Source organism: Mumia sp. zg.B53 (assembly GCF_019550935.1).
Taxonomy (GTDB): domain Bacteria; phylum Actinomycetota; class Actinomycetes; order Propionibacteriales; family Nocardioidaceae; genus Mumia.
Genome location: NZ_JAHWCK010000001.1, coordinates 399,195 through 414,240 on the forward strand (window position 1 = coordinate 399,195; position 15,046 = coordinate 414,240).

Below are 15,046 nucleotides of genomic sequence, written 5' to 3' on the forward strand. Positions count from 1 at the left end.
TTTCTGCTGGTGGGGGTGCGTGACGGAGGGTCAGACCCGCACAGGGGGGCCGCGACGGCTGACCGTCGGGCCGAGCAGAAGGACGGCCGGCGGCGACGAGTCGGTCGCCCACCGCACGTCACGCGACGGACGCGGGAGAAGCGGGACGACCAGCGCACCTGCGGCGTACGCGAGGCGGCGCACCGGCCGGGCGACGACCAGCGACAGGACGCTGACGAGGGCGGCGTCGCCGTGGCGGAGCAGGGCGACGGTCGCGACGGTCGCCACGAGGTGGCCGGCGAGCATCGCCGCGTCGGGAACGGCACCCGGCGATGCCGTCGATGGAGCGACGGGCCCGGCCTGGGCTCCCGCGATCGAGCACCAGAGGTGGACGCCGGCCTGGACCGCGAGCACGAACCCGCTCAACGTCCGCACTGTCCACCGGCGCGCGGCGAGGCGGTAGGCCAGCGCGGCCGCGACCGCCACGGTCACCACAACCGTCCGGCCGGACGGGACAGAACCCCCGCCGGACAGGTGCCCGAGCAACGCGACGCAGAGCGCCGTCGCGGCGACCACCGTGGCGCGCGCCGCGCGCCAGAGGGGCGCGCCTGCTGCCTGGTGGACGACCGTGCTCACGCCCGCCAGCCTAGTTGACCGCGTCGTGGGGGCTCGAGGTCCCCGGCCTCACCCCTCGCGCGGCTCGCGGTCGGAGACGCTGCCGTCGGCGCTGATCAAGGTCACGGCGTCGTCGGAACCGCGCGCCGAGCCACCGGTGATCTCCGCGCCGGCGTCGGCCACCACGCCGACGAGACGCACCCCTGCCCCGACGCTGACCCCTTCGAGCAGGACGCTGTCGATGATCTCGGCGCCCTCGGCGATCTGGCAGTCCGGTCCGACGACGCTGTGCCGCACCGAGCCGGCGACGCGGCTGCCGGGGGCGAGCAGCGCCTCGTGGACCTCGGCGGACGGCGCGAGCCAGGCCGGCAGGCGGACGGGTGCTGCGGTCCGGATGGGCCACTGCGGGTCGTCGAGCCTGACACCGGTCCGGTCCAGCAGGTCCATGTGCGCCTGCCAGTAGCCGTTGATCGTGCCGAGGTCCCGCCAGTAGGACTCCAGCCTGTGCTCCACCACGCGAGCGTGGTCCACCAGGTGAGGTACGAGCTGGTCGCCGTAGTCGTCGAGCTGGTCGTGCTTCTTCAGGAGCTCGTCGATGGTGTCGAGGAGCGCCGTCGTCCGGTAGACGAAGATCTCGGCGGCGACCAGGTCGGTGGCCGGCTCGTCCGGCTTGTACGCGAAGCCGGTCACACGGCCGTCGTCGTCGGTCTCGAGGACGCCGTGGCGTGAAGCGTCCGGGACGCCTGTGGTGGTCACGACCGTGAGGTCGGCGTCCGCGTTCGTGTGCGTCTCGAGGACGTCGCGCAGGTCGAGGGTGTAGAGGTGGTCGGCGCTCAGGACCAGGACGACGTCGGGCGACCGGTCTCGCAGTGCCTCCACCTGGCGGGCGATGGCGTCGGCGTTGCCTTGCGCGAACCCGCTCCCCTCCGTCCCCTCGAAGGGCGGCAGCACCTGGAGCCCTCCCCAGGATCGGTCGAGGTCCCACGGGCGGCCGTGCGCGAGGTGCTCGTTGAGGCTGCCCGGCAGGTACTGCTCGATCATCCACACGTCGCTGATCCCGCTGTGCACGAGGTTCGACAGCACGATGTCGACGAGCCGGTAGGTCCCGGCGACCGGAAGAGCGGGCTTGGCGCGTCGGTCGGTGAGCTCGCCGAGGCGACTTCCCTTGCCCCCGGCGAGCACGATGGCGATGATGTCGAGACGGTCCATCCTGGAACTCTAGGCTCGCCGTGGTCGCCCCGCCGGTCGCGAGCGCAGCGGCCACGTCGTCGTGACGAGTCCCGATCAGCCGAGGATCCGACCGAGGGCGACGGCGTCGTACGGGGCGCGTCCGTCCGCATCGTTGTCGAAGTACACCCACGTCGGCTGGTCCCAGGATCTGATGCGGTCGGCCCAGGTCCGGAGCCGCTGGACCGAGTAGCCGCCGTGGTAGAGGTCGGTGTGGCCGTGCAGCCGCACATAGGCGAACGAGGCCGTCGGCCTCTCGATGATCGGCCACCGGCCTGCCCCGTCGGAGACGACCAGTGCGACGCGGTGGCGCCGGAGCACCTCGACGACCTCATCCAGCCCGTCTGTGGTCCGGACCTCCACCGCGTGCTGGATCGGGCGTTGCCCTCCCTCGACGGCGCCCGGCAGCCAGACACGATCGCCACCGACCTGCGGTCCGTGCCGGCGTGCCAGCGTGACGGCCTGACCGTACGTGCGCGGCAGCAGGCTGCAGAACGCGTCGAGCGACTCCGGGGTGGGGGCGCCGCGGGCCGGGAGCTGCCACAGGAGCGGCCCGATCTTCTCGCGCAGCGCGAGCACGCCGGAGGCGAGGAAGGTCGCGAGCGGCTGCTCCACGTCGCGCAGCCGAAGGAGGTGCGTGAGCAGACGACTGCCCTTCACGGCGAACCGGAAGCCCTGCGGCGTCGCCTCGTACCAGCGCGCGTACGTCGTCGGCCGCTGCAGTCGGTAGAAGCTCGCGTTGACCTCAGCGGTGTCCATGCGCTGCGCGACGTAGGCCAGCTCGTCGGCCTGTCTGAGCCCGCGTGGGTAGAAGTCGCCGCGCCATGATCCGTAGCTCCAGCCCGAGATCCCGACCCGAACGCGTCGCGACCCTGCCATGGCTCCACGCTAACGGCCCGGTATCGGCCATGCCGACGTACGAGCGCTGGTCTCCACCGCCCGAGTTCGTCACGCGCAGGTTCGGACGGTGATCATCCCTCCTTGGCGAACCGCAGGAGCTGCGGCAGGTCGAAGCTGCCGTCGTCGCGGGCCATCGGTGCCTGCGGCCTCCAGTTGGGCTCCACGCTGAGGTACGACAGCGGGTCCTCGTTGAGGAGACCGATGAGGACCTCGGCGACGATTCGCCCACCGACCGGTCCGAGCGTCTTGCCGTCCGCCAGAGTCTCGGCCTCCTTGAGGATGTAGAACCACAGAGGCGGATGCATGCGGAGGTCCTCGCTGAGGTCGCCGATCCCGAGCGTGGCCGCGTCGAGCGGGTCGACGCCCATCGCGCGGGCGACCGTGTTGCCGGCCGGAAGCCCGAGCGCGACCCCGCGCTGCAGGTTGCGCTCCGCGAGGGCGTGCGGCGGGTGCGCCGACACCGAGAGCGGAAGGTCCGCCAAGGGCCGCGCGAGCTGCGTATCGATGGGCAGCGACGCCTGCGCAGGAGTATCCGAGCCAGGCATGTCGACCATGAACTTCCACTCGACCGCCCACTGGGGAGGCAGGCGACGGAAGCCGTTGAGGTTCGACAGCTCGTCGGGCGGCAGCTCCGTGCCGAAGATCGGGATGGGGCCCTGCGCCCCTCGTGCGTTCCGGACGAAGTCGTTGATGTGGTAGCGGCCGCGGATCATCGAGTGCCCGAACCGGTAGGCCGCCACGGCGAACTCCACCGGGATGTAGGCCTCGTGGGCCGGCTCGTAGAACTGGAACGTTGGCCGTACCAAGGACGTCGTCGCCCCGTCGGGGCCGGAGACGAAGGTCTCCGTGCGCAGGATGTCGTCGACGACCGCCTGACCGACGATCCGCCGGAGGAAGTCGTGCACGACCACCCACTGGTAGTGCCACCTGACCAGGCGCTGGGTCTCCTTGAATGCGTCGTCGCCAGTGAGCGGGGTCGTCGCTCCCACGACGTCGGCGACGCGGTTGTGGAACTGCAGCATCGAGACGTGGAGCTGTGACACGAGCAGGTTCTCGTCGTTGCGGGGATCCCCGATGAGCGCCCGCCCGAAGAAGACCTCCTCACCGCTCGTGCGCTGCCGGGGCTCGTTCCTCGGGAGGTCGGGCCCCGCGCCGCTGGTCTCGGTCGGGACGACGCCGACGTCCTCACCGAGCCGCATCTTCGTCACCGGGCCGGAGTCGTCGTACAGGTACGGCTGGTCCGCGGGACCGCGCCCGTACAGCGAGTCCAGGTCGAACCGCGGCGTACGGAAGTTGTGCAGCGCGTCCGGGTCGTTCTGACGACGCAGGCTCGACACCGGGTCGAACGTGATGTCGTGGTCGACGAACTGCCCGAAGTAGGTGTACCCGGACGGGATGTCGGGGTTCTCTGCGGCGGGTGGTCCGGCCGGCTCGACCATGCGCTGTGCCAGAGCGGTCATGTCGTCGGCGGCATGCTCGAACACCGGGAGGTGTCGGAACATCCGTCCGAAGCGGCCGGACTTGAACGACGACGACGGGATCATGTCGATCCCGCGCTGTGACGCCCCGTGGTGGACCGGCCTCGTGGGCGTGGTCGGCTCGGGCGCCGGTGTGGGCGGGCGCTCCTCGGCGGAGGTCGTCTCGTGCCCGATGGTTGTGGCCATGGTGCTCTCCTCACAGGTGGGGTTCCCGAGACACCGGCACGACAGCGCCGGCGTGGTGGCGGTCGAGGGCCCGCCGATCTCGAGCCTGCCCCGCACGAGGGTCACGATCAGGCGTGATTGCAATCGGACAAATCAGCCAGGTCGTGTCAGGCCAGGCGAGCTTCGCCGACGAGATCCTCGGCCAGGGCCGCGGTCAGCTCGTCGTAGGTGAGCCCGCAGCCGAGCAGGTAGTGGAGCTTCGTGTACGCCGCCTCCACGGTCATCGCCCCACAGCTCACCACGCCTCCCTCCACCAGGACCCGACCGGCGGCGTACCGGGTCAGATCGACCACGGCCGCCGGTGTCTGGCTCACCGCCACCACCGGGATCCCCGCGTCGCGCAGGTCCAGCAGTCGTGACTCGGCCACCGGGTCACGCGGGGCGGTCCCGCCCCCGAACACCCGCACCACCACACCGGCCGGCTCCCGTGACCAGGCGAGCTGGTCGTGCCAGTGGTCGAGAGTGACGGTGGCGAGGGCGACGAACCGCTCCGCGGCGTACGCCTGGAAGCGGTCGACCGGCAGGAGTGCCGACCGGCGCCGGCTGGTGCCCGGGTCACCGGCGAAGCCGTCGAGGTCGGTGGTGGAGCGCTTCCATGCCGTCGCGGCGGCGAGAACGCGCCCGGCGAACGCGACCGAGACCCCGGGCCGGTCCTCGATGGCGGCGTCGAGCGCGAGCCTCAGGTTGTCCGCCACGTCGCTCCCCGGCTCGTTCGGGCCACGCTGGGCTCCGGTGAGCACCACCGGACGCGGAGCGTCGGCCAGCGCGTACGCGAGAGCACCGGCGCTGAAGGCCATGCTGTCCGTGCCGTGCACGAGGACGACACCGGCGACCGACGGGAGCGCCGCACGGATCTGCCGCTGCCACCGGTTCCAGTCCTGCGGACCCATCTCCGCGCTGTCTCGCAGCGGGAGGTCGAGGACCAGCTCGGCCGGGACGTGGCGGACCGCCGCCCATCCGTCGACCACCGCCCGCAGCACGTCGACGCCCTCGGCACTGACCTCCAGGCCGCCGCCGGATCCCGGCGACATGGTGGCGGTGCCGCCGGTGACGATGACAAGGACGCCGCGCCGCCCGCCGAGTCCCGGCGACGTCCGGACATCGGCACGTCCGCGTGTCGTCAGGCCGTCGGTCACGGCGCCGAGGCTACCGGTCCCGTTCGCCCGCCACCTGTCCGGACGTCGAGCACAGGACGGTAGCGGTCGTACAGGCTGACGATCAGCGTCAGGAGGAACACGAAGAAGAAGCCAGCCGTGAGGAAGAACTGCTCGTTGTTCGGGAGGACCAGGCTCGCCACCAGCACCAGTCCGATGTTGAGCGCCGACAGCGCGAAGAACGTGGTGACCGCCGACTCGAGTCCACCACCGCGTCGGGCTGTCCACAGTCCGAGGAAGGAGTTCACGACCACCAGCACGGTGCAGCTCACGGCGATGTCGAACGGCGACGTACGCACGCTCGGCACGATGTTGGCGATGATGATGCTCACGAGCGCGACGATCACGGTCTTCTCGCCCAGCTGGGCATCCAGGACCTTGCCGTGCGCGACCCGGAACGCCGCGCGTTCCCGCTCCCTGTCGATCTCGGCGGGGATCGGTGGCGCCACGACCTGCCAGGCGTGGTCGGGTGGGGCGAGCCGCGGTCGTACGACGAACCAGAAGACCGCCGCGAGGACGAGTGCCGCGAAGACCATCGCGGGTAGGAACCAGTCGACGTCACGGATGGTGTCGGTCAGGTCGAGCTTGAAGACGTGGATCCACGCCTCCTGCGGGATCTTGATGACGACCCAGATCACCGCTGCCGCGGCGATCCACCAGCGCATCGAGAAGCGCTTCGGGTCCCATCGCAGACGCACGAGCTCGTAGAAGATGAAGAAGTACTCGAACGTGTTGGGGAAGACCAGCAGCAGCCACCGGTGGGTGCCGCCGGTCAGCTCGAAGATCGTCGTCCCCACCAGGCGGTAGAAGAAGAGGAACCGGGCCACCTCGAACGCCGGGCGGCTCGTCCAGTTGCGCATCGTGGCCACGTAGGCGAGCGAGAGGTAGAAGACGTCGAGCGCCTTGTCATAGCTCTGGTAGTGCGTGAGGTCGAGCGACGTGAAGGTCTGGAAGATCGTCTGGTCGACACCGTCGAGCAGCATGCAGGCGACGATCCCCGGCAGGGGGAACGTGAAGATCAGCAACGGGACCAGCAGGCGCGCGGCGACCACTGCCCAGAACACCGTCATGTCCACCGACTCGTTCATCCGCGTCCTCCTAGTCGGCGCCCAGCTGCGCGACGAGCGGAGCGTCGAGAGGGCTCACGGCAGGTGCTCCTCGGTGAGCGCGTCCCAGCCGGTCGCGATCGGCACCGTCCGGGCGTCCAGCCAGTGCTCGTGCTGGTCGAGCGAATGAGGGCTGGCAGGATCACCGGCCGCACCGAACGGGACCCCCCACCTGCTCCGGGAGCGGTCGGACAGGTCCCAGATCCACCGAGCGACTGACCCTCGCGAACAGACGTCGCTGACTCCCGGGATCGTCGCGGTCGACCGCACGGTGTCGGTGTCACCCGAGAGACCCGTTCTGGGCAGTCGGGCGAACGCGGCACCGGGCACGCCGGCGAGCACGCGCTGGGGCTCGAGCCGATGACGGTCGCCCCAGGCCTCACCGCCGTCTCGGGCCGCCGCGTCCTCCAAGGCGTCGCGCGCCACGGCAGCACGGTCGATGCCGAGCGGGCCGGCCGGCCCGTCGGCGGCGAGGAGCACGCCCAGGCCGTCGGCGATCCTCGCGCGCACGTCGAACCACGGGTCGAGCACCGGTCCCATCTCGTGGGGGGCGTGCAGCGCCGCCAGCGCGGGCAGATCGGCAAGCCGACCCACCAGTGCGCTGCGCCAGGCGGCGAAGGCGGCAGCCTCCACGCTCGCGGCGTCCATCCGCCCGTCCCACGCCCGCAGGCGTGCGGCCAGCTCGTGAGCCCGCGCCGAGACGGCGGTATCCCCGGGCGCTGGGAGGTGATGGAGGAGGCCGACTGCGCTCGAGGAGAGCGTGTCGCGGTGGATGTCGTGCATGTCCTCGACGTCGAGCGCTCCTCGTCCGTCGAGCAGCTCGTCCAGGAGCGTACGGATCCGCCTCGCCCGGTGCGGCGGAGAGTAGGCGTGCCCGAGCCGCAACGCCGGGTCCTCGGGGCGCTCGTTCGCATCGACGGCGCAGTCGTGGATCGGGCGAGAGGGCGGCAGCCGCCTCCACGCGACCTTCTCGACCCCGGCTTCCCAGCCGTCGCGAGATTGCCGTCGGGCCGTGGCACCGGTCTCCGGCACGCGCCCGGCAGTCAGGCTCAGCACCTTCCCGTCCTGGTCGGCGGTCAGCACCCGGTTCACCGGGTCGACCCAGCGACCGAAGGCGGCGGCGACCTCCTCGGCCGACCGCGCCTGCAGGAGCGGCCGCAGCGCGGCGGTCCCCAGGTCGGAGGTGGCGCGTGCGGGGAACCGCGCCGAGTAGGCGAAGCCCTCGTACCCCGGCCGCTCGGGACCGAAGCCCGGTCCGAGACCGGGGCCTGCGACGACGAGGCCCCTCGGCGTCTCGATCCAGCCGGCCGCCACCGGATCGTCATCGCGTACCGCGATCGCCTCCTCCCCCGACGCCACGGCCTCCCACCCGGCCGGGCCGTACGCCTGGACCTCCCCGCTCTCGGTGCGACGGAGGCGCTCGCGGAAGACGTCGACGTGGTGAGCGGCCGCGTTCGTGATGCCCCACGCGACCTTCTCCGCATGACCGAAGTGCGGGACACCCGGCACTCCCGGGAAGGCGAGGCCGACCACGTCCACACCCGGGCATGCCAGGCGGATCTGCTGGTAGACGGCGGGAATCCCGATGGTGCGGTGCGGGTCTCCGGCGAGCAGCGGGGCGCCGGTGCTCGTCCGTGAGCCGTGCAGCGCCCACGCGTTGCTCCCGGACCCGGTCGCGGTGTCGGCGTGGAAGGCGTCGACGAACGCGTCGCCGAGAGCTCGCCGGACGTGCTCTCGCCAGAGCAGCGAGGGCAGGTCGGAGAACAGGAGGTGCGTGACGTGCAGGATCCCCAGCGGCGCCCACTCGGGCCAGCGAGCCTCGGGGAGGACGGCGTTCACCCCGTCGACGTAGGCCGAGACCCACGCCCGGTCGTCGGGGTCGAGGGCCTCTGACGCCCGCCGTGCGGTGTCCGCGATCCGCGCGCTCCGGGCGAAGCGGTCCCACGCGACGCCATCGCGCCCGATGTGCTCGGCGAGGGTGCCCTGCGCTCGCCAGTGCTCGACCTGGATCTGGTCACCGCGGTCGCGAGCCGTCACCCGTCCCTGCGCCTCCGCCAGCTCGAGGAGGGACTCCGCACGCACGTGCGGCACCCCGTACGCGTCGCGGAACAGGCGGGCGTTCATGCCCGAAGTGTGGCATCACCTACCGTGTTCGGGTGAGCTCAGACGAGACAAGGCACGGAGTGCACGCCAACACCCGTACGGTCGAGGACGGTGTCGTCACCGACTTCTCCGACCGCATGAGCTACGGCGGCTACCTCGATCTCGACACCCTGCTGTCGGCGCAGCGGCCGATCAGCAGGCCGGAGCACCACGACGAGCTCCTCTTCATCGTGCAGCACCAGACCACCGAGCTCTGGCTCAAGCTGGTGCTGCACGAGCTGGAGAGTGCGTGCGCCCTCCTCCGCGCCGACGAGCTCGGACCGGCGCTCAAACGCATCGCGCGCGTGAAGCACGTCCAGCGCACGCTGGCGGAGCAGTGGTCGGTCCTCGCGACGCTGACGCCGACCGAGTACGCGGAGTTCCGCGGCGTCCTCGGCAACGCGAGCGGGTTCCAGTCGTACCAGTACCGCGCGGTCGAGTTCGTCCTCGGCAACAAGAACGAGGCGATGCTGGCCGTCTTCGACGCCGACCCGGCCCACCGGGAGATCCTGCGGCACGTCCTCGAGGCACCGAGTCTGTACGACGAGTTCCTCCGTTATCTGGCTCGGGCCGGCTACGCCATCCCCGCCGACGTGCTCGAGCGCGACGTCACCAAGGCGTGGACCTTCCGCCCCGACCTGGTGCCGGTCCTCGCGTCGATCTACTCCGACGCAGACGACCACTGGTCGGCGTACGAGACCTGCGAGGAGCTCGTCGACCTCGAGGACAACTTCCAGCTGTGGCGGTTCCGTCACCTCAGGACGGTCTCGCGCATCATCGGGACCAAGCGCGGCACGGGTGGATCGAGCGGGGTGCCCTTCCTGCAGCGTGCCCTGGAGCTGACGTTCTTCCCCGAGCTGTTCGCCGTACGGACCGAGATCGGCGGCTGACCCGTGGCGGGTCTCCTTCCGCCGTTCGTGGACCACCACGTCCACCTCCAGCTGATCGACGTGCCGCAGCTCCTCGCGGGCGGACTGGGAGGCGTGGTCGATCTCGGCGGTGCACCGCCGGCCGTGGCCTCCCTCGCCGCCGCTGCCGACGCGGCGGGGCTGCCGTACGTCCGGCACGCCGGTGCGTTCCTCGCTGCGCCCGGCGGCTACCCGAGCGCACGGCCCTGGTGCCCGGACGGCGCCGTGCGTGAGATCCGCTCCCCCGCCGATGCCGCGGAGGCGGTCGCCGAGCAGGTCGTGAGCGGTGCGACGGTCGTCAAGGTGACGTTGAATACCGACGCCGGACCGGTGCCGGACCCATCGACGCTCGCCGGCGTCGTCACTGCGGCGGAGCGGCACGGAGTCCCGGTCGCCGCCCACGTGGAGGGGACGGGGATGACCGAGCTCGCCGTCGAGGTGGGCATCCACGCGCTCGCCCACACCCCGTGGACCGAGCCGCTCGACGCCTCGCTCGTGCAGAGCGCGGTGGACCAAGGACAGCGATGGGTCACGACGCTCGACATCCACCGCGACAGCGGGTCGGGCCAGCAGACCGCCGTCACGAACCTCGGGGTCTTCCACGCCGCGGGCGGTCGCGCGCTGTACGGCACCGACCTCGGCAACGGTGACCTCCCGCTCGGCGTCAATCCGCGCGAGATCGCCGCGATGATCCGCGCCGGTCTCGATCGCGAGACCATCCTCGACGCCCTGACCGACCCGTGGCCCCTGACCCTGCACCCCGATGGCATGGCCACTCGGATCCCCATCGACGAACCCCCGCGCGAGGCCGATGTCCCGATGTGGTTCGCCTCGGCACAAGCGGTCCGTCAGCGCTGACGGCTGCGGCTCTCGACGCGCCTGCCGACGCCTCGGCTCGATCGAGCCGCGCGGGCCGTGGCATAGGCAGGCTCTCGCACACGGCGCACCCAGGCGTACGTCTCCAGACCGGGCAGGGTGCAGCGCACCGGGTCGAAGTCGACCGAGGCGTCGGCGCCGACACCCGGCGCAGCGGGGAGCTCCAGGACAGCGAACGCGTGCCACGGCCCCGCGAGACGCGCCCACGACAGCCGGACCCTGCCGTCTCCGTCCATGTGCTCAGCCCCGATCAGCACCGGGCCGCCAGCGGTGCGGTACGGCAGCAAGGTGGTCAGCGGCCGTGCCGTCGGGACGCGGCTCGCCGTCAGGAAGAACCGGCCGACGCCGCCCCACCCGGTCGAGGCGAGCAGCAGGTCCCCGTGCCGACCTGGTCCCGTCGGCACCCGCAGGGCCAACCCATGCACGTCCGGAACCCTGGCTGGTAGCCCCACCGCTCTCGAGGTCCGGGCGAGCACCCGGTCGACACCCGCACCGTCGATCCAGGCGACACCGCTCGCACGGGCACGGTCCTGCACCCTGCTGCGGGTCAGCGTCGCCTCCACGACCGCACCACGCGGGTGCAGCGGCTTCGCGGTGAACCGTCGGAGCGCAGCGAGGCCGAACGACGCCCCGGCGAGCAGACCGCCACCGACGTGAGCGGGGAAAGCGGCTACGGAACGGGGCGGCGTCATGTCTGAGCGGGTACCCCGTGGTGGCGTCTGCGACACTCGCCGAGGATCTGCTGCCTGTCTCGAGGAGTGCCGATGAGCCTCACCGTCCCCGCCCTGGTCACCGCGTCCGCCGGAGCTCCCTTCGAACGCGCGACCATCGACCGCCGCGCTCTTGGCCCCGGCGACGTGCTCATCGACATCGCGTACGCCGGGATCTGCCACTCGGACATCCATCAGGCGCGCGAGGAGTGGGGCACCGCGATCTTCCCGATGGTCCCCGGCCACGAGATCGCCGGGGTCGTCGCCGAGGTCGGCGACGCCGTGACGCGGTACGCCGTCGGCGACCGCGTCGGCGTGGGGTGCTTCGTCGACTCGTGTCGCGAGTGCGAGACCTGTCGTGCCGGTGAGGAGCAGTACTGCCTCAGCGGCAACGTGCCGACGTACAACGGGCGCGATGCGGACGGGACCCCCACCTACGGCGGCTACTCGACGCAGATCGTCGTCGATGAGGCGTACGTCCTCGGGATCCCCGAAGGCATCTCGCTCGATGTCGCTGCGCCGCTGCTGTGCGCGGGCATCACGACGTACTCCCCTCTCAAGCACTGGAAAGCTGGCCCGGGGACGAAGGTCGCCGTGGTCGGCATGGGCGGTCTCGGGCACCTCGCGGTCAAGATCGCGCACGCGCTCGGTGCTGAGGTGACGGTCATCAGCCACACGCTGTCCAAGAAGGACGACGGGATCCGCTTCGGGGCCGACCACTACGAGACCGGGGACCGCGAGACGCTCAAGCGCCTGCGGGGCTCGTTCGACCTGATCATCAACACCGTCTCGGCGGACCTCCCCGTCGACGCCTACCTCCGCGCGCTGAGGCTCGACGGGACGATGGTCTTCGTCGGAGCACCGGAGAACAAGCAGTCGTTCCGCGCGTTCTCGTTGATCGGCGGGCGACGGAGCCTTGCCGGGTCCAACATCGGAGGGATCCGCGAAACCCAGGAGATGCTGGACTTCTGCGCGCAGCACGGCATCGGCGCCGAGATCGAGACCATCGGCGCCGATGACGTCGACAAGGCGTACGACCGGGTCGTCGCCTCGGACGTGCGCTACCGCTTCGTGATCGACACCTCCACCATCCCGGCGCGATGACGCTCCGGTGAACCGCAGGGTGCGGTCACCTGCTGGCGCGATGCAGGCTCGAACGCGCCGTCGCGAGCCACCCCGAGAGCGTGCAGGTAGTCGCGGAACCGACGGCGGTGGATGCGGTCTCGATCCTCGATGGCCCGCCGTGACGGCCCGTGCAGTCGCCGGAAGACGAACCCGCCTGCCTCGTCGCGCTCGACTCCGAGACGGCCGGCATGCACGGCCAGGTGGCAGGCCCGGCAGAGTCCCACCAGATCGACGAGATCGGTCCGGCCGCCGTCCCGTTCCCACCACGAGACGTGATGAAGCTCGAGGTTGGTGTGACTGCACCCGGGTGCGGCGCAGTGCCCGTCCTGCTGCACGCGGACTGCCACCCGTTGGGCGCGGGTCGCGAGTCGTCGTGTGCGTCCAACGTTGAGCACCGCGGCATAGGGTGTCCTCCCGCTGGTCGTCCCGTGCGTGAGGACCGTCGTGTGGTCCCCCTCGCAGGCGAGGTAGCCGTAGAGGTCCGGGCCGATCACGCCGTACCCCTGGAGCGTGGGCGGGGCGGACCCGGGCTGGTGCGACAACCACTCGGCCTCCACGGTGACGTGCAACTGCGGTCGCACGCCCTTGTCGCCGGGGATGCCGTCCGCGATCGCGGTGTCCAGCAGCTCGTGGAGAGCGTCGGTCCGACGCTGCGACGCGGGACGCTCGTCGGCGCACGAGGCGCTCCCAGCCGGGCCGTCCGCCTCACCGGGGCCGGTCGATCGCGGCGCCGATGCCGCGACGAGGAACGACGCCAGCTTGGCGCCGAGAACGATGTCGACGAACCCCGCTAGGTGGTAGCCGTCACCTGCGCGGGTGACCTGGACGTCCCGTCTGTCCATCCCCCGCCGCCAGGCCTCGTCGACCTTGGACGGATGGGTCACCTCGTCGAGTCGGTCGATCGCCACGGCGAGGTCGCTTGGAGCCGCCTGCTTGGCCAGCGGCAGCAAGATCTGCTGCGTCGCGTCGGCAAGCACGGCGGTGTCCACGCGCCGAAGGCCGCCGGTGAACTGGGCGACGTGATCGAGTCGTATCTCGCCGGCCAGCATCGCCTCACCGACTCCCGGAAGCACCTGCATCGTGCGCCCGGCGACTCGCAGCCGCGCCGTGGACGCCGCACTCAGCCGCAGCTCGCGGCGCGCCCACGACAACGTGGACGAGGCGCCGTCATCCGCGTAAGCCCCCGTCTCGTCCATCTGGCGCAGCAGCCTCGCGCGAAGCCCCTCGGCGCGGTCGGACATCGCTTGGAGAGTCCTCAACGCGGCCCGGGTCTGCATGGTGTCGGCAAACTCGTGAGGCATCTCCACGACCGCATCGAACGCCTCGTTGAGCGCGGCATATCGGCTGGAATCGAACATACGTTCATCGTGGCGCATCGGAACGGCGCGGCGGCCGGTCGTCGAACGACCTGTGGAACAGTCCCGCGGTCGGCGACCTGTGGACCAGTTCCGATCACCCCACGCTCGCTGCCATCCGTTCGACGATCTCGGACAGGATCGGCTTCGACGTCGCGGCGGTGACCCGGACGTGACCCGCTCCCCCGGTCCCGAACGTCGGACCCGAGCCGAGGGCGACCCGTCCGCGCTCGAGGAAGGTCTCGGCCGGATCGTCCCCGAGTCCGAGCGCGCGACAGTCCAACCACGCCAGATAGGTGGCCTCCGGCTCCCGCAGCCGTACGCCGGGGAGCCGTTGCGCGAGCTCGTCGGCCAGGTGGGAGCGGTTCGCGGACAGGGCGGCGAGCACCTCGTCGAGCCACTCCCCTCCGTCGCGCAGCGCAGCGGTGTGCCCGATGACCCCCAGATGACTGGGGCCGTGGGCCACGACCTCGGGCATCCGTCCCAGGTCGTCCACGGCGGCCGAGCCCGCGAGGACCGCACCGGCCTTCGCGCCGGCGAGGTTCCACGCCTTGGAAGCCGACATCACCGCGAAGGCGTCGTCGGTCCCTTCGAGCGACAGGTACGGGGTGAACCGGACGCCGTCCAGCACGATCGGCGCGTGGATCTCGTCCACGACGACGCGGACCCCGTGCTCGTGCGCGAGCCGCGCGACCGACGCGAGCTCGTCGGGACGGTGAGCGGTCCCTGTCGGGTTCTGCGGGTTGCAGAGGAGGTACGCCACCGGCAGTCCGGTCGTCGCGGCGCGGGCGAACGCCTCACCGAGCGCCTTGAGGTCCAGGCGCCCGTCAGCGCCGAGGGGCGCGTCCACCGGACGCCGGCCGATCTTGGAGACGAAGCCGAAGAACGGCGGATAGACCGGTGGGTTCACGACCACCGGTGAGCCGGGCTCGGTGACCAGCTGGAGCACCTCCGACACGCCGGTCATCACGTCAGCCACCATCGCCGACCGCTCGACGCTGACCCCGTCCCAACCCCACCGTGTCGACGCGAAGGCCGCCAAGGCTTCGACGTACCCCGTACCGCTGGGGTAGCCCGTGTCTCCCCGGCGCAGCGCGTCGCTCAGCGCACGCACCACCGGCTCGGCGAGGACGACGTCCATCTCGGCCACGAAGGCGGGCAGGACGTCAGGCGGGTGGAGACGCCACTTCACACTCGTCCGCGCGTGCAGGTCGTCGAGGCTGAGCATCTCGAGCGGATTCACCCC

General features: G+C 71.3%; 13 protein-coding genes. 3 read left to right on the top strand and 10 right to left on the bottom strand.

Annotated features, from left to right (window positions below; all coding sequences use genetic code 11):
• Positions 1-30: 30 nt before the first annotated feature.
• From KV102_RS02040 to KV102_RS02070, 7 genes are all read right to left on the bottom strand, one after another.
• Positions 31-615 carry a hypothetical protein gene (locus KV102_RS02040; protein WP_220345149.1) on the bottom strand — a complete coding sequence of 195 codons (585 nt, stop codon included), beginning with the start codon at positions 613-615 and terminating at the stop codon, positions 31-33.
• 48 nt (positions 616-663) lie between these two features.
• On the bottom strand, positions 664-1,803 hold the full coding sequence (locus KV102_RS02045; RefSeq protein WP_220341772.1) for a glucose-1-phosphate adenylyltransferase family protein: 1,140 nt from the start codon (positions 1,801-1,803) through the stop codon (positions 664-666).
• A gap of 75 nt (positions 1,804-1,878) precedes the next feature.
• On the bottom strand, positions 1,879-2,700 hold the full coding sequence (locus KV102_RS02050) for a DUF72 domain-containing protein (RefSeq protein ID WP_220345150.1): 822 nt from the start codon (positions 2,698-2,700) through the stop codon (positions 1,879-1,881).
• 92 nt (positions 2,701-2,792) lie between these two features.
• The gene (locus KV102_RS02055) at positions 2,793-4,385 is read right to left on the bottom strand and encodes a heme peroxidase family protein (protein ID WP_220341774.1); all 1,593 of its coding nucleotides are present in this window, start codon (positions 4,383-4,385) and stop codon (positions 2,793-2,795) included.
• A 146-nt stretch (positions 4,386-4,531) separates the two neighbouring features.
• Positions 4,532-5,560, bottom strand: a complete 1,029-nt coding sequence (locus tag KV102_RS02060; protein WP_220341775.1) for an asparaginase domain-containing protein — start codon at positions 5,558-5,560, stop codon at positions 4,532-4,534.
• A complete protein-coding gene (locus tag KV102_RS02065) occupies positions 5,557-6,666 on the bottom strand; it encodes a hypothetical protein (RefSeq protein ID WP_220341776.1) in 1,110 nt (369 codons plus the stop codon). The genes KV102_RS02060 and KV102_RS02065 overlap by 4 nt, the downstream gene beginning before the upstream one ends.
• A gap of 54 nt (positions 6,667-6,720) precedes the next feature.
• Positions 6,721-8,808: a penicillin acylase family protein gene (locus KV102_RS02070; RefSeq protein ID WP_220345151.1), complete on the bottom strand. Its 2,088-nt coding sequence runs from the start codon at positions 8,806-8,808 to the stop codon at positions 6,721-6,723.
• A 32-nt stretch (positions 8,809-8,840) separates the two neighbouring features.
• Between KV102_RS02070 and kynA the strand changes: the two genes are divergently transcribed.
• Together kynA and KV102_RS02080 are read left to right on the top strand one after the other, a co-directional pair.
• On the top strand, positions 8,841-9,716 hold the full coding sequence (gene kynA, locus KV102_RS02075) for a tryptophan 2,3-dioxygenase (RefSeq protein ID WP_301021564.1): 876 nt from the start codon (positions 8,841-8,843) through the stop codon (positions 9,714-9,716).
• A gap of 3 nt (positions 9,717-9,719) precedes the next feature.
• On the top strand, positions 9,720-10,592 hold the full coding sequence (locus KV102_RS02080) for a hypothetical protein (protein WP_220345152.1): 873 nt from the start codon (positions 9,720-9,722) through the stop codon (positions 10,590-10,592).
• On the opposite strand, the gene KV102_RS02085 is transcribed toward KV102_RS02080, so the two are convergent.
• On the bottom strand, positions 10,583-11,302 hold the full coding sequence (locus KV102_RS02085; protein ID WP_220345153.1) for a hypothetical protein: 720 nt from the start codon (positions 11,300-11,302) through the stop codon (positions 10,583-10,585). The two genes, KV102_RS02080 and KV102_RS02085, sit on opposite strands and share 10 nt — an antisense overlap.
• Positions 11,303-11,374: 72 nt before the next feature.
• Between KV102_RS02085 and KV102_RS02090 the strand changes: the two genes are divergently transcribed.
• Entirely contained in the window at positions 11,375-12,424 is a 1,050-nt protein-coding gene (locus KV102_RS02090) for an NAD(P)-dependent alcohol dehydrogenase (protein WP_220345154.1), read from the top strand.
• Here KV102_RS02090 and KV102_RS02095 read toward each other — a convergent pair.
• Positions 12,382-13,803 (bottom strand): HNH endonuclease signature motif containing protein, encoded by a 1,422-nt coding sequence (locus tag KV102_RS02095; protein ID WP_220345155.1) that lies wholly within the window; start codon positions 13,801-13,803, stop codon positions 12,382-12,384. The genes KV102_RS02090 and KV102_RS02095 overlap by 43 nt on opposite strands.
• A gap of 94 nt (positions 13,804-13,897) precedes the next feature.
• Positions 13,898-15,043 (bottom strand): aminotransferase class I/II-fold pyridoxal phosphate-dependent enzyme, encoded by a 1,146-nt coding sequence (locus KV102_RS02100; RefSeq protein ID WP_308289319.1) that lies wholly within the window; start codon positions 15,041-15,043, stop codon positions 13,898-13,900.
• Between the last annotated feature and the right edge of the window lie 3 nt (positions 15,044-15,046).